The sequence below is a fragment of the Candidatus Blochmanniella chromaiodes str. 640 genome (assembly GCF_000331065.1).
Lineage (GTDB): Bacteria > Pseudomonadota > Gammaproteobacteria > Enterobacterales > Enterobacteriaceae > Blochmanniella > Blochmanniella pennsylvanica.
In genome coordinates this window covers 71696-92808 of sequence record NC_020075.1, presented here as the reverse complement: position 1 = coordinate 92808, position 21113 = coordinate 71696, and the positions used below count along the sequence as shown (strand labels likewise).

Sequence of the window (21113 nt, the reverse complement as noted above, 5' to 3'; positions counted from 1 at the left end):
AAACACACATCAAATATTAAAAAATAAATCATCGCATTATTTAAATAAAATTACAGATTTATTATTTACAAATTTCATTTTTACAACATTTCAAAAATAATAAAATTGATTACTAACAAACCACAAAAAATTTCATCTATAAATTTAATACTACAAACGTAAATAATTACTTTTTATTTCAAATTTAAAATAAATCAATGATCTATAAATATTTCGCGTAACTACATTTACAAAATGTATAACTGCATATATTCTTAAAAAATCAATAAAAACTATATCATTAATCATCACTATTCCTTCATTGATTTTTATCGACAATAAAATTAACTTTATTTCTACAGTGAACCAGTAAACAACTTTTATAACTTTTGTGCGATTAATAACATATTATATGTTATACTTATTTTTGGAAGAAATATGAATTTCCAATACAATCTAACAGCGAAATACATAATCTAATCACTATCTCATAATTACAAATTAATCATCCAAATTAGGTATACATTATGTTAGAAAAAATACAGATTTTATTGCAATATTTACTACCAAAATACTGGATTACTTATTTGGTAGGACTTGGAGCCTCGTGGAAAGGTGGATGGATAACACGTTACACTATTTTGCTATTCATCCATATTTATAAAATAGACATGAAAGAATCCGATAAACCTAATGTAACTGATTATGCAACGTTTAATGCATTTTTTACTCGAAAGCTACATAAAAATGCCCGGACTATCGATACCAACCCATCTACATTAATTATCCCGGCTGATGGGATCATCACTCAAATAGGAAAAATAAACCAAACAAATATATTTCGAGTAAAAAATGCCCCATACCATTTGGATGGGTTACTAGCAGGTCATGACAATATCATTGACTATTTTATTAATGGAAGTTTCGTTATTATTTATATACCCCCACAAAACTGCCATCGTATCTACATGCCTTGTACAGGCACACTCCGTGAAGTGCTATATATACCCGGTAATTTATTTTCAGTACATCCAAAAATTACTAAAAACATGCCTAATATATTTTCTCGCAATGAAAGAGTCATTTGTTTATTTGAAACAGATTTTGGCTATATGGCTCAAATTTTAATTGGGGCTATAATAGTAGGGAGTATTGAAACTACATGGCTAGGCACCATTACCCCTCCACGAGAAGGTATTGTTAGACATTGGCGTTACTCATCAAATAACACAAATACCGATGATTCAATAATATTACAAAAAGGACATGAAATGGGTTTATTTAAGTTAGGATCTACTGTTATTAATTTGTTCGGTGATAAAAAAGTTATTTTAAACAATCTACTACAACCGTATGATATTGCCCGTATTGGAATGCCTTTAGCGCACGGACATAGTCAAAAAAATAATCATACATAATTTACATTACATTATATATTTTTCAGAATCATACAATAATCCTGTGTATATATGGTTACTATTCAAAAGAAAACTATATTTTTTAAATATTTTTTTTTATTGACATACATAATAACATGGTTACTTCCGTTAGTAACGTTTTCCTGTAATTTTTCAAATGAACAAGAAATAAAAAAATATTTACAATATGCGCAACAAAAAGAGCATATAAATTCTCATCAAAAAGCTATTATAGATAATCTACAATCTGCATTGCACTTTATTTCTGAACAAAAATATTCTAATATCAAAATTCAAGAATACCAAAAAACCATAAATGATTTTTCATACATAACTCTTCAATTATATGAAGAGTATAATAATACATCCAATACCATTATTAATATTGATAAAAATCTTTCTGAGAATGAGCTAAAACAGAAATTATTTCACATTGATAATCAATTAACAGATTTATCAGAGCAATTAAAAAAAGAATACGATCATGTACATTCTATCAATGAATTGTTGATATTATCACCGCAACAACAAGTTGCAGCTCAAAATACATTAAATAATTTAGAGCAACGACAAATATTATATACAAATGCAAACACTTTAATAGAACAAGCTAAATTTACTGCATTACAATCAGAACAAGCAGCTAGACAACTAAAAGTAGCCGAACTTAAGCTTGCTGAACTAAGCATCAACAATCGTAAAGAATTATCCCGACTACGCATAGAATTGCTTAAAAAAAAATACAATTATATAAACAATGAAGCACACATACTAAGACACCAGTTAAATGATTTGTGTCAAAAAGAAAAAAAACAATCCATTGATTATATCAAAAAAACATTAACAGAACATAATAACATATTACCAAAATCCATCAAAAAACAATTACAAATCAATCGTGATCTTTCAATTATTCTAAATCAACAAACACATCGTATGAACAATATCGAGTCGAGCAAGCAAGAAATTGCGTCATGTATATTACAAGTACACCAGACCTTCAACAAATTAATTGAACAAGCGCAGTGGTTAGATACATCTTCAGTGCTTAAAGAAACGCTGCGCTCTCAAATCTCTAAGTTACCAAAAATGCCTCAATCTCGACAAATAGATCATGATATGGTGCAATTAAGAACCAAACGTCTACAATATGAAAATCAATTGAATAAAATAATACCGCTATCATCACAAATTAAACAAAACAACGGCATACCACTAACAGCCCCTCATAAACATATTCTAGAGACACAACTCACCATACAACGTAACCTTATCACTTCATTATTAAATAGTTTTGATGCGCAAATCTTAGAATTAACAAAATTAAAAATTGCTCATAGACAGCTTAAAGAAGCACTAAAAGATGTACAAAAAGCTGCACATCGCCATTTATTTTGGATCGCTGATTTTCATCCAATTACTATATCTTATCCTGTAAACGTTTATCAAGATTTATACAAACTATTAACTTCAGATGAATTTAATTATCAAATCATATCTTCTCTAAATAGGATCTTTACTATTCGCAAAACACTGATACTAATAATCATATCATGTATTATAATATCAACTGGATTGTATTATGCTATACATCATCATTATCAAATATTTTTAGAACAATCTAGTAAGAAAATAGGAAAAGTAAATCAAGATAGTTTCTTACTCACTTTTTATAATATATGGTACTCAATGTTAATAGCTTTACCAATCCCGATATTGTGGGCGTTTGGAGGGTATAATTTGAATCATGATTGCTCATATCCTATGTCTGTTGCAATTAATGATGGAATTAAGGTTACAACTTTCATATTATGGATATCCATAGTAGGCGCTTATTTCTCGTCTTCAAAAGGGTTATTTATTGTTCATTTTGGTTGGAATAAAAAAAGAGTTCAACAAGTTTTTTCGCATCATTATACCTGGTCTGTTGGAACAATTGTGTTTTTAATAATGATGCTAACTATATTTAATAATTACAACAATAGAGAGTTTTCCAATACTTTGGGTCGTTTGTGCTTTATTTTACTATGTATTTATTTAACTTTTATTACCAATAACCTAAAACACTCTGGATTACCTTTATATTTAAACAAATATGATTCTTCTGACAATATCATCAATCATGGTTTATGGAATATAATAATATGTGCACCACTAATCGCGGCAATTTCTTGTACATTAGGCTATTTATTTATCGCCCAAGAACTATTAGCGCGACTGGAAATATCATTATTCATTTGGATTATATCATTAATCATATACCATATAATTCGAAGATGGACATCAATCCAACGACGTCGTATTGCTTTTGAACGCGCCAAACAAAAACGAATTCTACAATTAACTCTAAGAACACATAATGAATCTAATTCTTCTCAACTACTACAAACTAATAAATTGGTATCTAATAATGAAAAAAATAGCAAGATTTTAGATTTAGATACCATTAGCATACAATCATTGCAATTGATACGATCTATTATTACTATTATTGCCTTATTATTAATGACTGTATTGTGGTCTGAATTACATTCCTCATTTTCTTTCTTAGAAAACATTACATTATGGGATGTCACTTCTACTATAAAAGGGGTAGATAATATTCAACCTATAACATTACATTCATTTCTTATTGCTATTCTAGTAATTGTTATTACCACAAAAACAGTGAAAAACTTACCATCATTTTTAGAACTTACCGTTTTACAACATTTAGACCTCACACCAGGCACAGGATATGCTATTACCACATTAATTAAGTACATATTGATGTTCCTTGGTGGAATAATAGGATGTTCTTTGATAGGCATAGAATGGACTAAAATACAATGGTTAATAGCAGCATTAGGTGTTGGATTAGGTTTTGGATTACAAGAAATATTTGCTAATCTCATATCCGGTTTAATGATACTGTTTGAAAAACCAATTCGTATTGGCGACACCGTAACTATTAATAAACTTACCGGTAATATTACTCGAATTAACACTCGTGCAACTATTATTACTGATTGGAATCATAAAGAAATTATTATTCCAAATAAAGAATTTATTACAAAACAATTTATTAATTGGTCTTTATCGGATACATTAACACGAGTAGTCCTACGTGTGCCTGCTCCTCTTCAAACAGATATGAAAAAAATAGTAAAAGTTTTATTACAAATAGCAAAAAATTCTTCTTTTTCCTTAAATACCCCGCCTCCAGAAGTATATTTAGTAGATTTACAACAAGGACTACCTATGTTTGAAATAAGAATACATATATCAGATATAAAATTGCGTATGCCTCTATGTCATCAAATACATATGTTAATTATAGAATATTATCAAAACAATGGAATAAAATTACCATACATACCTAATTATCTTTATAATAATCAACTATCTATTAATAATTTTGATTCTAACTACCCGAACACAAGTTATTACACAATAACATAAGTTATTATCATGCTTCACTTTGCTCGGGATATATATATTCCTGAACGGGTATTAATTTTAATCAATTCTCCCAATTGAATAAAAAATGGGACTTTAACTATAGCGCCAGTGCTGACGGTAGCTAACTTAATGCCAGACGATCCAGTGCTATTCTTTTTTATCGGAGTAATTTTTATAATTTTTAATTCTATACAATCAGGAGGAGTTACAAGAATTGGTACTTTGTTCCATAAAGTTACTATATAATGTAATTGAGTTGTAATCCATTTTATGTTCGTTCCTATTATTTTTGCAGCAACTGCGATTTCTTCAAAATTTTTTTCATCCATGAAATACCAAAATTCATTGTCATGATAGACATAAACCAATCTGATCTCCATGATATTAGCTGATTCTAAAAAATCTCCAGACTTGAAAGTCTTTTCTAAAATTTTACCAGAAATTATTTGTCTAAACCGTACACGACTAAAAGCTTGGCCTTTTCCAGGTTTTATGGATTCGTGACTAATGATAACACATGGTTCTCTATTTTGAATAATCTTAAGTCCAGTTCTAAATTCGTTAATGTTGTACATTACCATAAAAATTATTCTAAAAAATCTGTAAAAAAATTAATTAACATTCTACTATAATCACTGAAACAAACAACCCTGATCTAATTAGATCAGGGTTGTTTGTTTCAGTGATTATAGTAGAATGGATATCAAACTACATCATGCCCCCCATATTACCGCCAGCTCCTGCATTTCCTAAGTCTGGTTTATCTTCTTTAGGTAATTCAGTAACCATACATTCAGTAGTAATCATTAAACCTGCAATAGATGCTGCGTATTGTAAAGCAGAACGAGTTACTTTAGTAGGATCTAAAATCCCCAACTCGATCATATTACCATATTTTTCAGTAGCAGCATTATAACCAGTATTACCTTCTCCTGATCTTACGTTATTAGCGATTACTGATGGTTCTTCTCCAGCGTTCGCCATAATTTGACGCAAAGGAGCTTCCATTGCACGGCGAGCTACCTTAATACCAACATTTTGATCTTCATTATCACCACATAGATTTCTAATGGCGTTAGCTACACGAATTAAAGCAACACCACCACCCGCAACTACACCTTCTTCAACAGCGGCACGAGTTGCATGTAATGCATCCTCTACACGCGCTTTCTTTTCTTTCATTTCTACTTCAGTAGCTGCTCCAACTTTAATTACTGCAACTCCACCAGCTAATTTAGCAACACGCTCTTGCAGCTTCTCGCGATCATAATCAGAAGTAGCTTCATCACGTTGTTGATTAATCTGTGCTACACGACTATTTATAGCAGACTTATTACCTACTCCATCAATAATAGTAGTAGCATCTTTGGTAATAACTACACGTTTAGCTTGCCCCATATCTTCTAATGTTGCTTTTTCCAATTCCAATCCAATTTCTTCAGAAATCACAGTACCCGCAGTCAATACAGCTATATCTTGTAACATAGCTTTACGTCGATCACCAAAACCTGGTGCCTTTACGGCAGTTACTTTTACTATACCACGCATATTATTTACAACCAAAGTCGCTAAAGCTTCACCTTCTACATCTTCAGCAATAATAAGCAATGGTTTTCCTGCCTTTGCAACAGATTCTAATATAGGTAACATTTCCCTAATGTTAGAAATCTTTTTGTCTGCTAATAAAATGAAAGGATGTTCTAGTTCCACTGTACCGCTTTCAGGTTTATTAACAAAATAAGGAGACAGATAACCACGATCAAATTGCATACCTTCAACTACATCTAATTCATCTTGTAAACCCGATCCTTCTTCTACAGTGATAACTCCTTCTTTTCCCACCTTATCCATTGCTTGCGCAATAAGTTTACCAACAGTTTCATCAGAATTTGCAGAAATAGTACCTACTTGTGCAATAGCTTTAGGATCTGAACAAGGCACAGATAGTTTTTTCAATTCTTCTACTGCTGCAACGACTGCCTTATCAATTCCACGTTTTAAATCCATGGGATTCATTCCAGCAGCTACAGCTTTGAGTCCTTCATTAACTATAGATTGAGCTAACACGGTTGCGGTTGTAGTTCCATCTCCCGCAGAATCATTTGCTTTAGAAGCAACCTCCTTCACCATTTGAGCGCCCATATTTTCAAATTTGTCTTCTAATTCAATTTCTCGTGCCACAGATACCCCATCTTTAGTTATAACTGGCGCCCCAAAAGATTTATCTAATACCACATTTCTACCTTTAGGACCAAGAGTAACTTTCACTGCGTCAGCCAATACATTCACTCCGCGCAGCATTTTTACACGCGCATCATTACCAAATTTCACATCTTTAGCTGCCATTTCATTTTCCTTAAAGATTTCCAAGTTCAATTAATAAGTTAGTCGCGAATTATTTCTCAACGATAGCAAGGATATCGCTTTCTGACATAATTAATACTTCTTCATTATCAATTTTCTCCACTTTTACACCATACCCGTCATTGAAAATTACGGTATCACCAATACGCACATCTAAAGCTTTCACCCCCCCGTTTTCCAAAACGCGGCCATGACCAACAGCCAATACTTCTCCACGAGTAGATTTTCCTGCTGCAGATCCAGTCAACACAATACCTCCTGCAGACTTCGATTCAACCTCTTTACGTTTAACAATTACACGATCATGCAATGGACGAATTTTCATTTAATGCTCCCTAATTATGTTATCTAACTATTCGCATCCTACATTAATAAACTATGACATTAAACATTATATGCAAACTTTATTAATATTCACCACTTCAGGACAATACCTAAAATGGGGGCATTCAAGATTGCTTCAAGGGGGGATAAGAAAATTTTTTATATATGTACATATTCGTATCTTCATAAGTACACCTTCTTTTAATTAATAAAAATTAATATTTATTTACTTAGTACTTCAAATACAATCGTTATCTTGTATAATAAACAAACAATAATACGAACATCATCCATTATTAAAATAAATATACAATTAAAATAATAGGTAAGACGTTTCTTTTCTATTGCTTAGAAATTTCACTATAGCAATATAACTAACAAATACTTAACCAAATTGTTTACAGAGAAAATGATAATAATTTTGTGTACCACACCTAAAGATATGTCCATTGTTTTGAATTTAACGAAAACTTTATTGCATCATAAATTAGCGGCATGCATAACTTTATTGCAAGAAGCTCGCTCATTTTATTATTGGGGCAACGCTTTAAAAGAACAAGATGAATTACAATTATTAATCAAGACACGAAGTTCCTTAAAAGAAGCGGTGTTAAACACAATTCAACAATTACACCCCTATAAAGTTCCAGAATTTTTAGTTCTTCCTATTATAGATGGGGAACCAAATTATTTATCATGGATGCAATCTGTATTACGGAAGCATTAATAATATTCTATAAATACAAAAAAACACAGCACAATTATTATAACGCAACACCAATAATATAATCACCACCTAATATACTATATAAAATAAACTTTATTTTTAAATTTTATTACAATCGTAATATCTAAAAATTAGACAAAAAAAATACCATCTTATATTAAAATTGCTGCAAGTATCCTATGCAAATAGGAACATATAAAAACTTTCTTTCAATGAAGTATCTTATCTAAAACCATTTTCTATTTAAAAATCATTTTAGATGGAAATGTAATCATCAACAAATAAAATATATTGACGAATTTAAAAGAATAAAGATAATACAATTATATTTCTTTCATACGTATGGTAATAAACACAACTAATAAGCCCGGATAGCTCAGTCGGTAGAGCAGAGGACTGAAGATCCTCGTGTCCTTGGTTCAATTCCAAGTCCGGGCACATCTTAAAGACCCGGTCCAGTTGATTCGACGTTTGAATAAATTAATCATTATTCTTGCTGCATGCCTATGCAATTTACCATAAAACTGCAAACGACTCCAGACATCTTCTGTTGCTCATTGTGATATACTTCTATAGTAAAAATAAAATGATCAATAAAAACTCAACAATCATGAAGTGTTAGTAGAAAATCATCGTTTGTGTAAATAAAAAATTAAAATTAATAAAAATCATACGCGACTCAAATAAAAACTATTACTTTATGATAAGACTGAAAATAAACAGCACATCCAGTACAAAATATCTAAAAATTCTAAAAAACAAATTTTAAATTTTTCTATAACCTTAAGTATATAATACTACATTTAATCAATGCAAACTCATTTATTAATCCAAGTTACTGGGATTATTAGAAGACTAATAACCAATAATATTGCAATAAATAGTTCTGTATTAACTGATTAAAATTACTCAAAATATGAATACTAAGAAATTACAATAATACATTCGAATAACCTCATATTTTAATTGAAGATTGCTAAATTATTTCTACTTAATAAATATATAATTAAAAAATTAATAACTAACATTTAAATGTTAAAAATAACACATTAAAAATATAATTTGTAATGATATTCAATAACAATTAAGTAAAAAAATTAACATGAATATTCTAAATTTCATTAAGGAAAACCAATGTTATTTATATAACACAATAATTGTTCTAATTATTTTAAAAAATATTATTATTATAAATAAAATGTGCTCTTTATAAGTATTCAACTGAAATCATTTCATTTTTTCTATACAGCCACATCATTAATTATCACAACAAACGATCATATTAATTTCTTCATTGAAAACAACATAACCTATTGTTATTAACCAATACTTACTGGTCTAGTTTATTAAATCTCGTATGTCGTGTAGCTAAATATAACGATTTGATTCCGATATATACTCATAATAACTTTTATTGTTTATAAAAACCTAACATAGTCAATGCACATTAAATTTAATATACAATTACAGGGCTATAATAAATAAAATTAATGTAACAACGATCTAAGTAAATTTAGAAATTAAATATAATATGCATAATATTTAACAATCGCTGGTATTAAACAAATAATTTTATTTAAAAAATAATTTTTCTATAATACAAAAATGATACTCTATGCTTACCATTTTAAATCTTTTTAATTTCTTTTAGAAAAAATTACCATACCTCTTATATTAATAAGAGGTATGGTAATTAAATAATTTTAAAAAAAAATAACATCCATCACATCATGTATTCAAAAATCTTCAATCATAACTCTCTATCTATAAATTATCATTATTATAAAATTAAAAATTAAAATTAACATATGCTATATAACACTATATACTAGACATCAACATGTAAATCCATTAAAATCGGTGAAATATGAAGTTATTATTATATTTAATTTCGATTCAATAAAATCCATATAAACATATTAAAATAATACCAATAAAAATATAATATTTGTTGTATAACATATCAAATATGTTTAGTTTTTATTATTAGTCCATTCAATACAATAATCATGAAAAAATTTGAAACTACACTAATTACTTCTGGAAGAGATCAGAAGTATACATACGGCGCAATTAATCCTATTATCCAACGAACATCTTCAGTAGTATTCAATTCTATTCAACAAAAACAGAAAGCTGTAAATAATCATAGTACAACTGATAAATTATTCTATGGTCGATATGGAACTATTACCCATTTTTCCCTACGCCAATCAATGACTGAATTAGAAAATGGTGTTGGTTGCATGCTGTATCCATGCGGTACAGCGGCAATTACTCATACAATCCTTTCTTTTGTCCAACCAGGAGACCATATATTAATGACAGGATCTGCATATGAACCAACTCAGAAATTCTGTCGATATGTTTTAAAAAGAATGAATATAGACACTACCTGGTTTGATCCATTAATTGGAAATAATATTTCTAATTTAATTCAACATAATACTCGTTTAGTTATATTAGAATCACCAGGATCAATAACAATGGAGGTGCAAGATGTTCCTAGCATCGTTAAAACAGTACGTAAAAAAAAATCAGATATTATCATATTATTAGACAATACTTGGTCAGCAGGAGTTTTTTTTAAAGCATTAGATATCGGAGTAGATGTTTCTCTACAATCAGGCACTAAATATATCATAGGCCATTCTGATGGAATGATAGGAACTGCAGTTTCTAACGCACGTTGTTGGGATCAATTACAAGAACAATCTTATTTAATGGGACAAATGGTTGATGCTGACACCGCTTACATGGCATCACGTGGATTACGAACTTTATATGTTAGATTAAAACAACATGAAGAAAATGGACTGCATGTTGCTCATTGGTTAGCGCAACACCCAAAAATAGAGCGAGTCAATCATCCCGCTTTATCTACATGTAAAGGACATAAATATTTTATAAGAGATTTTAGTGGATCTAGCGGATTATTTTCATTTATTTTAAAGAACCGTTTAAATGATTTACAATTATCTAATTTTATTGATCATTTTAAATACTTTAAAATTGCATATTCCTGGGGCGGATTTGAATCTTTGATTTTAGTTAATCAAGTAGAAGAACTACGTCCTATACGTCCTTCCGGTACGTTAGATTTTACAGGAACATTAGTTCGAATTCACGTGGGATTAGAACACCCTAATGATCTGATTCATGATTTATCAGATGCTCTTAACCGCATAAATGCATAGTGACATAAATAACTTTAACGTTCAAAAATATTTTTATCTTTATACATTAACCGCAAAAGTATCTAATCAATGATTTTGATACACATATCCGTAATTTTTACATATTCAAACTAACAAACGATTAAAAATCGTATCCACTCCTCCAATACAGTTAAAAATTATTTTATACATGCGTTTTTAATGATCGAGATATCTGTGTTTCATATTCAATTACCTCTTTATTTAATGAATCAATTTTCACTTTCATAATCTCATAACAGTATTTAGTCATGTCACGTACTTTATTGGGTTCATATTTTTGAGTTTCTATAGGAGGCATAACTTCAATAATCACTACACCATTAGACCAACGATTTAATTTTATTTTTTTATTAGAAATATTAGAAACACAAACAGGTACAATTGGTATTCGAGCTGCAATTGCAGCATGAAACGCACCAATTTTAAACGGTAACAATCCTCTTCCGGAACTACGTGTACCTTCTGGAAAAACCCAAATAGAAATATCGTGCGTTTTAACAGATTTAGCCTTTTGTATTAAAATATTATGAGACCGAGTATTTTTACTACGATTAATTAATATATTTCCACATAACCAATATAGTTGCCCAAAAAATGGAATCCACAATAAATTTTTTTTACCTACTATTATTGTACGGGGCTTCACAACACAAGATACTGTGATCATATCGTAATTATTTTGATGATTCGCAATATATATACAATGCCTTGGTAATTGATTACTTGATAAATTTCGTATTTTAAGTTGAATACCAAAAATAGGAGCCATGCTTCCGAACAATCGACCAAAAAGAGCAGTGTGGTATGACTGACGCGGTCTTAATAAACAATAAATAATACCAAATATACAAATATTAATTGACAATATCAAGACTAAAATAACACGTATAATGGCAAGCATATTTTCTCCTTGAACATATCGCTAGGAACTTGTCACTAAAAAATTTTAGTATAATTATTACGTTTATGTTTAATCAAACAATATCATTTCTTATACTTAATATTTTCAGAACAGTTATTAACTTATAATAATTTCAGTCAAAAACACTATCCTGATTAGGATATATAAATTTTATTCACATAAAATGTTGTCATATAAATATGTTATTGAAATATATTCACAAACTACAAATAAAACACAATCATTATTAATTATATTCAATATATATAATTTCCTTTATGTAATATATATAAAATATTCTTAAAACTTTATTACTTAATGAACAATTATTTTCATTAAGTCATATGAATACGATAAGTTATCAAATCTGAAATAGTTAAAACTGGCATTTTGTGTCTACGTGCAAACGTAATTATTTCTAATATACGCGCCATACTTCCATCTTCATTTGTTACTTCGCATAATACCCCAAATGGCTTTAATCCAGCTAATAAAGTTAAATCAACAGCTGCTTCTGTATGACCAAAACGAGCTAATACTCCCCCATTTTGAGCACGTAATGGAAAAACATGTCCAGGACGATTTAAGTCAGAAGGCTTTGCACTATCTTCTATAGAAGCTCTAATAGTAGTTAATCGATCTGCAGCCGAAACCCCGGTAGTTACACCTTTTGCTGCTTCTATAGTAACAGTAAAAGCAGTTCTATAACGATTACTATTATTTTCCACCATCATTGTTAAATTTAACTGTTTACATCGGTCCTCTGTCAAGCATAAACAAACTATTCCACTGCCATAACGAATAGTTAATGCCATTTGTTCAACTGTCATATTTTCCGCAGCAAATATCATATCACCTTCATTCTCACGATTTTCATCATCCATTACTAAAATACCCTGTCCATTGCGCAATGCTTTTAACGCATTTTGGACACGTTCGACAGGCGATCCAAATTCAGATAAAACATTCCTCCGGTGCATGATAATTAAATCCTCACTAAATACCATAATTTATTGCAATAAAAATACGATCAAACTATAAAAAAGTACAATTTTAATAAATTGAATATATGTATATTCAATTAAAACCTATATCCCCATCCCTCACTTAAACTATCGCCACTAATGCTCAGATTATATCAAATCATTTTCATAAAATCGTACTGATAATGCTGTCAAATTCATATTTTTATGATTAAATGTAGCTCGTGTGTACTAAACCATCTTTACTCTGTATGCATAGACACTATATACACAAAACATGTCACACCTGATATGTTTCAATAAATCAAAAATTTATATTAAAACACTATTTATTATGAGTAATACTACATATATTAAAAATAATTAATAACATTGATATGTTGATTTTAAAAATCAAAAAAATTGATGTCATTCATATGAATTTATTCCAAACATTATTCAAAATATTACATATAATTTAAATAAAAACATCTCGAAATTATTATCATATTAAATGAGCAAATACGAATTATGGAGAATCAAAATAATTTTATATACCTACATAATGTTATTACAAACCAATATAAACACAAATTAAAACCGTCATCCATATTAAGACAAAGATAAAACAATTCTCTTTTAACTACATTGTCATAAATAGAATAATTATATTGACTTTCAAATCATATCAACAATACATTTACGTCTTTCTTATGCCGAGTATTGTCACGCTCGTACGCGCATCTCATGACTTAAACATTCTCTATATTTTAATATCATACTAAAATACATATTTATGATACAGTACCTTACATTCTTTTAATTTTTACGTTTAATAGCATTAATAATATTACTGCTAGAACACCCATTTTGAAAATTTAACACACGCACTGTCCCTCCACGATTCAGCACTCCTTGGCTTCCCTCGATATCACATACATGATAATCACCGCCTTTTACCAAAAAATCTGGAGATAAGTATGCAACTAATCTTGAGGGTGTATCCTCATAAAAAGGAACTACCCAATCTACGACTGTTAAAGCAGCTAATATAAACATACGTTGTTCTAAAGTATTTATAGGTCTTGTTTTACCTTTTAAACGCCTCGTTGAGCTATCACTGTTTACGGCCACAATTAATCTATCGCCAAGTTTTTTAGCATTAGTCAAATAACTTACATGGCCAGCATGCAATATATCGAAGACGCCATTAGTCATGACTATTTTTTCACCTCTATTACGAACTACAGATATTGTCTGTTTTAACGTTTTCTCATCTAATATACCGACAGGCAAAGTAGTACATATATGACTATTCATAATATTTTTCATTTCAGTTACATTACTAGTAGAAGTCCCAAATTTTTTTATTACCGCGCTAGCGGCCAAATTAGCTAAAAAACATGCTTTTTCTAAACTTTTACCAGAAGACAATGCTGCTGACAGTACACCAACTACCGTGTCCCCAGCGCCAGTTACATTATATGCTTCCTTTTTCTGAGTTGAAAAATATAATGGGGCTGCATATCGTGTACATAAAGTCATACCCCTTTCAGATCGTGTAATCAATAAAGCTGATAAATTGTAATCGATTATAATTTCTTGAGCTCGATTTATCAAAATTTTTTCATTACGACAAGACCCTACGATCGATTCAAATTCTGATATATTAGGAGTTAATAAAGTAGCTCCTTTATAACGAGAAAATTGTATACCTTTAGGGTCTACGATAACCGGTACATTCATATAACGTGCCAATTTAATAATCTCTTCTATGCAGTTTAAAGAACCCTTGGCATAATCAGACAATACTAATACCTTATATTTTGGTAAATACAATTCAACTTGTTTAAGTAATTTCGTAGTATCAACATTATTAAAATATTGTTCAAAATCTAATCTGATAAGTTGTTGATTACGTGACATTACTCGTAATTTAATTATAGTAGGACATGTTCTGACTGAGATAAAATTCCATTTTATATTCGATTCGTTAAGTTGCTTTTTTAAAATTTTAGCTGCTTCATCAACTCCAGTTACTCCTAATAATCTCGATCGAGCACCTAAAGAAGCAATATTCATTGCAACATTGGCAGCTCCACCTGGTCGATCTATAACTTTATTAACTTTGACAATCGGAACAGGTGCTTCTGGGGCAATCTTATCGGTAGGCCCATACCAATATCGATCTAACATAACATCCCCTACAATTAATACACTCGATTTAGAAAAATTTGGAAAAATAACAGTCATGATTTACCCAATAAACATCTTGAACAAATAAAAGCATAGCTAATTATACATTATAATAATATTAAAATTATTAATAAATTAAATTATTTTGTAAGTAATCAAAATCATAATACAAACAACTTTAGTACATTTGTAACGCTGTTTGAAATACAACTGAATTTATATTTTCAAAAAATTAAGAATAATATTCTGTCTTAGACTATAGCCCATATTAATACTTTATGTGTGAAATTATCTGTACTATATATAACTTGATGTATCAATTAATGAATTGACTTGATGCATTAGTACCAAAATAATTGTTTAAAAATCTTTGTTTAATATAATTAATAAAAACAAAAAAATCACTATATTTTATTTTTAAAATTATATTCTACATAAAATAGTTTTATTTTTAATTAATCAGTAGCATTTTAATATGCAAACCATTTGATTGAGAATTGCTCAATGGAAAAATATTTAGTGGGTGGCGCCGTACGAGACGCATTGCTAAAACTACCAGTTCAAGAAAAAGATTGGGTAGTAGTAGGATCTAGTCCTCAAGAAATGTTAAATATAGGCTATGAACAAGTTGGAAAAGATTTTCCGGTATTCTTACACCCAGAAAGCCATGAAGAATATGCATTGGCACGCACTGAACGAAAATCTGGTCAAGGATATACTGGGTTTATTTGTCATACAGCCCCTTCAATTACTATTGAAGAAGATCTGTATCGTAGAGATTTAACCATTAATGCTATGGCTTATGACTCACACGGAAATCTTATAGATCCATATCAAGGACAAAGAGATATAAAATTACGACTGTTACGGCATGTTTCTCATACATTTCATGAAGACCCTCTACGAGTATTAAGAGTCGCTCGCTTTGCTGCGCGATTCGCACACATGAATTTTGCTATAGCTCCAGAAACACTAATATTAATGAAACAAATGATTCATGAATTACTATCACTATCTCCAGAACGTATATGGACAGAAACAAAAAAAGCTTTGATTACAGATAATCCACAAGTATATTTTACAGTCTTACGGCATTGCGGAGCCTTAAAGATTTTATTTCCTGAATTAGATGCATTATTTGATATACCTATTTCAACTCAGTATTGCGCAAAAATTAACACTGGTTATTATACCATGACAACACTTTCCAAAGCTGCTTATTTAACAGATGATATCAGTGTACGTTTTTCTGTTCTATGCCGTGATTTAGGAAAAGGAATCCCTCTCAATAAAACAAACAAAAATACCAAACATCATGATCACAGAAAATTGGGGATTACTTTAATTCACAATTTATGCAATAGATTCAAAATACCACATGAAATTCGTAATTTTTCAAAAATTACCTCAGAATATCACGATTATTTATATAACGTAAAAATATTAAAACCTGAAATGCTAATGACCTTATTTCATGTTTTTGATTGTTGGCGCCGCCCAAACAGAATAGATCAAATTATTTTGGTTAGTCAATCCGATCCAATAAGATGGAAGAATTATAATAATTATTCACTCAATCAAGAAAATTTACTACGTACAGCCTTTACCGTTACTAAAAAAATTTCCACTGTAGACATTATTAAAGATGGATTCGCCGGATCGAACATAAGTAGGGAATTATACGCCAGACGTTTACATGCTTTAAATTCATGGAAAAATAAATAAATATAAAATATGTATATACATAATTTTAAAAACACTATAAACAATCGAATAACTTAAAGCAAATATGCACAACTAAAAACAAACCACAAACACATATAGCGGCACTTTTAATGGTATTAAATTTACATACAAAAATAATGTTTTTATATAAATCACAACAATAGTTACCATTATAACAATAATTCTATTCTTTAATACTCAACACAAACCGCATTAACCAATACAAATATCTAATAATTTTAAATTTTTATCAAACACATTAATGTAAATCATGTCATTAACCCCCAATAAATACCTCCTGCCAATAAAAATCGATATATAGCAAAAGGAATTAAAGAAACATTTTGAACTATTTTCAAAAAATATCTTACAGTAAATAATGCTATAAAAAATGCTGTAGCACTACCCGCTATCAATAACAAAGCATCCATGAGACCAATACAAGATCTATAATGATATAAGGTTAATACCGCAGAACCAAATATAATAGGCACCGCTAAAAAAAATGAAAACTCTGATGATATACGCCGATCAAGCCCAACTACTAATCCACCTCCGATAGTAGCACCAGCACGAGAAAATCCCGGCCAAAAAGCTAAACATTGAAAACACCCAATTAAAAAAGCTTGCAAATAAGTTATATTATTGATACGTGATACACGTGGTTCTTTAGATGCACATAATTCTCCAACTAATAAAAAAATCCCTCCAATTATCAATCCATACATAATATATGTTAACTCAAAAATCAAACCAATTTTTTCATAAAAAATCATACCTAACATTATTCCTGGAAACGTTCCTAAAAATATATGCCGAATACATAAATGATTATGATCATCATGTTGTTTAAAAAATATTTTTTTTATACAAATCATACTCATACCATATAATTGACTCCAAAAAATTTTTGTTATAGACAAAATAGCACCTAATTGAATAATTACAGTAAAAGCTATGACTGAATCATCCATGCAATTTAAAATATTTTCTACTAATATCATGTGCCCTGTTGAAGAAATAGGAAGAAATTCTGTTAAACCTTCTACTATCCCCAAAACCAATGAAAAAACTAATCTACGTACATCTAATATTAATGATCTAACATCAATAACGTAGACTATAATATTTAACGTAATATAAATCATTGACATATGCATCACCACGTTACTCATGGTATATAGAAATAATTATACTTATTTAAAAATTTTTCTTATCTTACAGATACATCCATACACTTTTCAACAAACTAACTCTTTTTTAAAGACTTGAGAAGTGTTTTATTCTTTCGTTCAACACATATACCAACATTACAAGCATTATGAATTGCACCAGGTTTATTCACTTTTACACGAACCCAGTAAATACAAAATTTTTCTATCAATGTATTTGCTATTAAATTAGCAACATCTTCTATTAAGTAAAAATGTTTCTGGCTCACTAAACTAAGTATGACTTGATTTACATGAGTATAATCAATATAAGACACTATACTTTGATGATCTTTAAAAAATTCAGTATTACATGACAATTGCAAATCAAAAATTAATTTTTGCAAACAATTTTTTTCCCAATCATTTATACCGATATACGCCATTACTGTCAGTCGATCGATAAATAAGATATCCATCATATATTATATTCAATTACATAAAAATTATTTATTTAAATGATATTGACTATTTAATATACACACATATATATGTAAAATATATGCAATAATTGCTATTAAATATCAATAAATTAATTATTATGATTTTTTTTTCTATTCTAATAACGATATTTGCTTATTTTTTAGGGTCAATATCTAGCGCTATTTTAATATGCAAAATATTACGTTTTCCAGACCCAAGAAATTTTGGATCTAAAAATCCTGGTGCTACTAATATTTTACGCATCGCAGGTCTTAAAATTGCAATTAGTGTAATTCTGTTTGATGTATTAAAAGGAGCAATCCCAATGTGGTTTGGATATCATTTAAAAATTTCACCTATTTTTTTAGGAGCTACGGCTGTTTTTTCCTGCCTGGGACACATGTACCCCATATTTTTTAAATTTTATGGAGGAAAAGGTGTAGCTACCGCATTTGGAGCCCTTACAACCATAGACCTGCATCTTTCCATGGTTATGATCAGTTCCTGGGCGTTGACTGTGCTATCTTTTGGTTATTCCTCGCTAGGAGCTATCGTTACTGCGTTCATTATACCTTGTTATGCTTGGCATTTTCAATCTCAATATTTACTGCCAGCTATCATAATATCTTCTTTAGTTGTAATAAAGCATGCAGCTAATATTAAACGATTATGGCATCACAAAGAAAACCGTATTTGGCGTAATTAACATAAAATATTACTAACACGCAAATTATAATGATTGCTTTATTCGTGGAAGATCTTCTAATGACCAGCGTGGTCTTACTAAAATTGGTAAATCACTAAATAATCCAGCCTTTAGTCTAATTAATCCAGCGTAAGCCACCATTGCGCCATTATCTGTACAAAACTCCGGTCTAGGATAAAACAAGCTTCCTTGTAAGGTATACATCATCTTCAAAAGATACGACCTTAACGCATAGTTAGCGCTAACACCTCCAGATATCACTAAACATTTTAATCCAGTTTGATTTAAGGCACGACGACATTTGATTGCTAATGTTTCAATAATTGCATCTTCAAACGCACGTGCAATATCAGCACAATTTTGAGCATCATGAGAATTTGACATAATAGTATTTACCGTACAAGTTTTTAAACCAGAAAAACTAAAATTCAAACCGGGACGATCAATCATAGGGCGAGGAAATACATAACGCTTCGAAATACCCTTCTGAGCCATTTTTGATAATAAAGCTCCTCCAGGATATTTTAATCCTAACAATATAGCAATCTTATCAAACACTTCTCCAACAGCATCATCAATAGATTCTCCTAATATTTTATATTCCCCTATATTGCTTGCAGACACAAGTTGAGTGTGTCCGCCAGATACTAATAATGCTATAAATGGAAAAGTAGGAACTTTTTTTTCTAACATTGGCGCTAATAAATGAGCTTCCATATGATGAATATCAATAGCGGGTATTTTCCAAGCATACGCAAGTGTCCTAGCAACAGTTGCTCCGACCAATAAGGCACCCATCAATCCAGGTCCAGCAGTGTACGCTATTCCATCAATATTTTTTGGTTCTAAACGCGCTCGATTTAGTGTACATGAAATTAAAGGAACTATTTTTCGTACATGATCACGAGCAGCTAATTCAGGAACAACCCCGCCATAATCAGCATGCAATTCACTTTGACTATATACTTCATTAACTAATAACCCTTTATGTTGATCATAAATTGCTACACCTGTTTCATCACATGAAGTTTCAATACCTAAAACACGCATATAATACTCCATATTTAATTGACAATTACAAAATACTCATACTATTTATATTTCATGTCATAATATTTAATGCTATATTACAAAGTAGTAAAAATATAGTTATTTATATAAATAAAATAACAATAATCCTCAATCAAAATATTAAATAATAGAGACAGATATATGCCAATAATTAAAGTGCGTGAAAACGAATCATTTGATGTAGCGTTACGTCGTTTTAAAAGATCTTGTGAAAAATCAGGAATTTTATCTGAAGTACGTCGTAGAGAATTTTATGAAAAACCAACTACAGAACGTAAACGAGCCAAAGCATCGGCTATTAAACGTCATATAAAAAAACTATCTCGAGAAAATTTAAGACGTATTCGCTTATATTAAAGAAGCTCGTGGTTTTTCATGTGCAAAAATTAAACAATAAAAATTATTTTTCTAATTATAAAATACCAGGACACATTTACCTACATATAT

At 29.8% G+C, this 21113-nt stretch carries 17 protein-coding genes and 1 tRNA gene; 9 read left to right on the top strand and 9 right to left on the bottom strand.

Annotated features, from left to right (window positions below; genetic code table 11):
• The first annotated feature begins 506 nt into the window (after window positions 1–506).
• Together asd and mscM are read left to right on the top strand one after the other, a co-directional pair.
• Window positions 507–1397: an archaetidylserine decarboxylase gene (gene asd / locus BCHRO640_RS00375; protein ID WP_015344373.1), complete on the top strand. Its 891-nt coding sequence runs from the start codon at window positions 507–509 to the stop codon at window positions 1395–1397.
• Window positions 1398–1448: 51 nt separating this feature from the next.
• Window positions 1449–4838, top strand: a complete 3390-nt coding sequence (gene mscM / locus BCHRO640_RS00370; RefSeq protein WP_015344372.1) for a miniconductance mechanosensitive channel MscM — start codon at window positions 1449–1451, stop codon at window positions 4836–4838.
• Between the two features lie 14 nt (window positions 4839–4852).
• On the opposite strand, the gene efp is transcribed toward mscM, so the two are convergent.
• The 3 genes from efp to BCHRO640_RS00355 all read right to left on the bottom strand — a co-directional run bounded on the left by efp (window position 4853) and on the right by BCHRO640_RS00355 (window position 7527).
• On the bottom strand, window positions 4853–5419 hold the full coding sequence (gene efp / locus BCHRO640_RS00365; RefSeq protein ID WP_015344371.1) for an elongation factor P: 567 nt from the start codon (window positions 5417–5419) through the stop codon (window positions 4853–4855).
• A 127-nt stretch (window positions 5420–5546) separates the two neighbouring features.
• Entirely contained in the window at window positions 5547–7184 is a 1638-nt protein-coding gene (groL, locus tag BCHRO640_RS00360) for a chaperonin GroEL (protein ID WP_011282623.1), read from the bottom strand.
• 49 nt (window positions 7185–7233) lie between these two features.
• Entirely contained in the window at window positions 7234–7527 is a 294-nt protein-coding gene (locus BCHRO640_RS00355; protein ID WP_011282622.1) for a co-chaperone GroES, read from the bottom strand.
• Window positions 7528–7597: 70 nt separating this feature from the next.
• Between BCHRO640_RS00355 and BCHRO640_RS03365 the strand changes: the two genes are divergently transcribed.
• From BCHRO640_RS03365 to metC, 4 genes are all read left to right on the top strand, one after another.
• A complete protein-coding gene (locus BCHRO640_RS03365) occupies window positions 7598–7735 on the top strand; it encodes a hypothetical protein (RefSeq protein WP_236608102.1) in 138 nt (45 codons plus the stop codon).
• Between the two features lie 200 nt (window positions 7736–7935).
• On the top strand, window positions 7936–8253 hold the full coding sequence (gene cutA / locus BCHRO640_RS00350; protein ID WP_011282621.1) for a divalent-cation tolerance protein CutA: 318 nt from the start codon (window positions 7936–7938) through the stop codon (window positions 8251–8253).
• 365 nt (window positions 8254–8618) lie between these two features.
• A tRNA-Phe gene (locus BCHRO640_RS00345) sits at window positions 8619–8691 on the top strand.
• Between the two features lie 1571 nt (window positions 8692–10262).
• Complete coding sequence (gene metC / locus BCHRO640_RS00340) at window positions 10263–11450, top strand: cystathionine beta-lyase (protein WP_015344370.1); 1188 nt, start codon at window positions 10263–10265, stop codon at window positions 11448–11450.
• A gap of 163 nt (window positions 11451–11613) precedes the next feature.
• Here metC and BCHRO640_RS00335 read toward each other — a convergent pair whose 3' ends face one another.
• The 3 genes from BCHRO640_RS00335 to hldE form a co-directional block, all read right to left on the bottom strand.
• Complete coding sequence (locus BCHRO640_RS00335) at window positions 11614–12372, bottom strand: 1-acylglycerol-3-phosphate O-acyltransferase (RefSeq protein WP_015344369.1); 759 nt, start codon at window positions 12370–12372, stop codon at window positions 11614–11616.
• Window positions 12373–12707: 335 nt separating this feature from the next.
• A complete protein-coding gene (gene ribB, locus BCHRO640_RS00330) occupies window positions 12708–13352 on the bottom strand; it encodes a 3,4-dihydroxy-2-butanone-4-phosphate synthase (RefSeq protein ID WP_015344368.1) in 645 nt (214 codons plus the stop codon).
• Window positions 13353–14153: 801 nt separating this feature from the next.
• Entirely contained in the window at window positions 14154–15587 is a 1434-nt protein-coding gene (gene hldE / locus BCHRO640_RS00325; protein WP_015344367.1) for a bifunctional D-glycero-beta-D-manno-heptose-7-phosphate kinase/D-glycero-beta-D-manno-heptose 1-phosphate adenylyltransferase HldE, read from the bottom strand.
• 447 nt (window positions 15588–16034) lie between these two features.
• Between hldE and BCHRO640_RS00320 the strand changes: the two genes are divergently transcribed.
• Window positions 16035–17255, top strand: a complete 1221-nt coding sequence (locus BCHRO640_RS00320) for a tRNA CCA-pyrophosphorylase (protein WP_015344366.1) — start codon at window positions 16035–16037, stop codon at window positions 17253–17255.
• A 269-nt stretch (window positions 17256–17524) separates the two neighbouring features.
• Here BCHRO640_RS00320 and uppP read toward each other — a convergent pair whose 3' ends face one another.
• Together uppP and BCHRO640_RS00310 are read right to left on the bottom strand one after the other, a co-directional pair.
• Window positions 17525–18409 carry an undecaprenyl-diphosphatase UppP gene (uppP, locus tag BCHRO640_RS00315; protein WP_051015648.1) on the bottom strand — a complete coding sequence of 295 codons (885 nt, stop codon included), beginning with the start codon at window positions 18407–18409 and terminating at the stop codon, window positions 17525–17527.
• 95 nt (window positions 18410–18504) lie between these two features.
• Window positions 18505–18888: a dihydroneopterin aldolase gene (locus tag BCHRO640_RS00310; RefSeq protein ID WP_041567577.1), complete on the bottom strand. Its 384-nt coding sequence runs from the start codon at window positions 18886–18888 to the stop codon at window positions 18505–18507.
• A 119-nt stretch (window positions 18889–19007) separates the two neighbouring features.
• Here BCHRO640_RS00310 and plsY point away from each other — a divergent pair, with 119 nt between their 5' ends.
• The gene (gene plsY, locus BCHRO640_RS00305) at window positions 19008–19595 is read left to right on the top strand and encodes a glycerol-3-phosphate 1-O-acyltransferase PlsY (protein WP_015344363.1); all 588 of its coding nucleotides are present in this window, start codon (window positions 19008–19010) and stop codon (window positions 19593–19595) included.
• Between the two features lie 24 nt (window positions 19596–19619).
• Here plsY and tsaD read toward each other — a convergent pair whose 3' ends face one another.
• Window positions 19620–20645: a tRNA (adenosine(37)-N6)-threonylcarbamoyltransferase complex transferase subunit TsaD gene (gene tsaD / locus BCHRO640_RS00300; protein WP_015344362.1), complete on the bottom strand. Its 1026-nt coding sequence runs from the start codon at window positions 20643–20645 to the stop codon at window positions 19620–19622.
• A 162-nt stretch (window positions 20646–20807) separates the two neighbouring features.
• On the opposite strand from tsaD, the gene rpsU reads away from it, so the two are divergent.
• Entirely contained in the window at window positions 20808–21023 is a 216-nt protein-coding gene (gene rpsU / locus BCHRO640_RS00295; protein WP_011282611.1) for a 30S ribosomal protein S21, read from the top strand.
• Window positions 21024–21113 lie beyond the last annotated feature (90 nt).

Excerpts from the sequence above, each read along its gene's own strand:
- metC (WP_015344370.1), top strand. The coding sequence starts at position 10,263 with ATGAAAAAATTTGAAACTACACTAATTACTTCTGGAAGAGATCAGAAG.
- BCHRO640_RS03365 (WP_236608102.1), top strand. The coding sequence starts at position 7,598 with ATGCAAACTTTATTAATATTCACCACTTCAGGACAATACCTAAAATGG.
- tsaD (WP_015344362.1), bottom strand. The coding sequence starts at position 20,645 with ATGCGTGTTTTAGGTATTGAAACTTCATGTGATGAAACAGGTGTAGCA.
- asd (WP_015344373.1), top strand. The coding sequence starts at position 507 with ATGTTAGAAAAAATACAGATTTTATTGCAATATTTACTACCAAAATAC.
- hldE (WP_015344367.1), bottom strand. The coding sequence starts at position 15,587 with ATGACTGTTATTTTTCCAAATTTTTCTAAATCGAGTGTATTAATTGTA.
- uppP (WP_051015648.1), bottom strand. The coding sequence starts at position 18,409 with ATGTCAATGATTTATATTACGTTAAATATTATAGTCTACGTTATTGAT.
- cutA (WP_011282621.1), top strand. The coding sequence starts at position 7,936 with ATGATAATAATTTTGTGTACCACACCTAAAGATATGTCCATTGTTTTG.
- BCHRO640_RS00310 (WP_041567577.1), bottom strand. The coding sequence starts at position 18,888 with ATGATGGATATCTTATTTATCGATCGACTGACAGTAATGGCGTATATC.
- ribB (WP_015344368.1), bottom strand. The coding sequence starts at position 13,352 with ATGCACCGGAGGAATGTTTTATCTGAATTTGGATCGCCTGTCGAACGT.
- BCHRO640_RS00355 (WP_011282622.1), bottom strand. The coding sequence starts at position 7,527 with ATGAAAATTCGTCCATTGCATGATCGTGTAATTGTTAAACGTAAAGAG.
- mscM (WP_015344372.1), top strand. The coding sequence starts at position 1,449 with ATGGTTACTATTCAAAAGAAAACTATATTTTTTAAATATTTTTTTTTA.
- rpsU (WP_011282611.1), top strand. The coding sequence starts at position 20,808 with ATGCCAATAATTAAAGTGCGTGAAAACGAATCATTTGATGTAGCGTTA.
- efp (WP_015344371.1), bottom strand. The coding sequence starts at position 5,419 with ATGGTAATGTACAACATTAACGAATTTAGAACTGGACTTAAGATTATT.
- groL (WP_011282623.1), bottom strand. The coding sequence starts at position 7,184 with ATGGCAGCTAAAGATGTGAAATTTGGTAATGATGCGCGTGTAAAAATG.
- BCHRO640_RS00320 (WP_015344366.1), top strand. The coding sequence starts at position 16,035 with ATGGAAAAATATTTAGTGGGTGGCGCCGTACGAGACGCATTGCTAAAA.
- BCHRO640_RS00335 (WP_015344369.1), bottom strand. The coding sequence starts at position 12,372 with ATGCTTGCCATTATACGTGTTATTTTAGTCTTGATATTGTCAATTAAT.
- plsY (WP_015344363.1), top strand. The coding sequence starts at position 19,008 with ATGATTTTTTTTTCTATTCTAATAACGATATTTGCTTATTTTTTAGGG.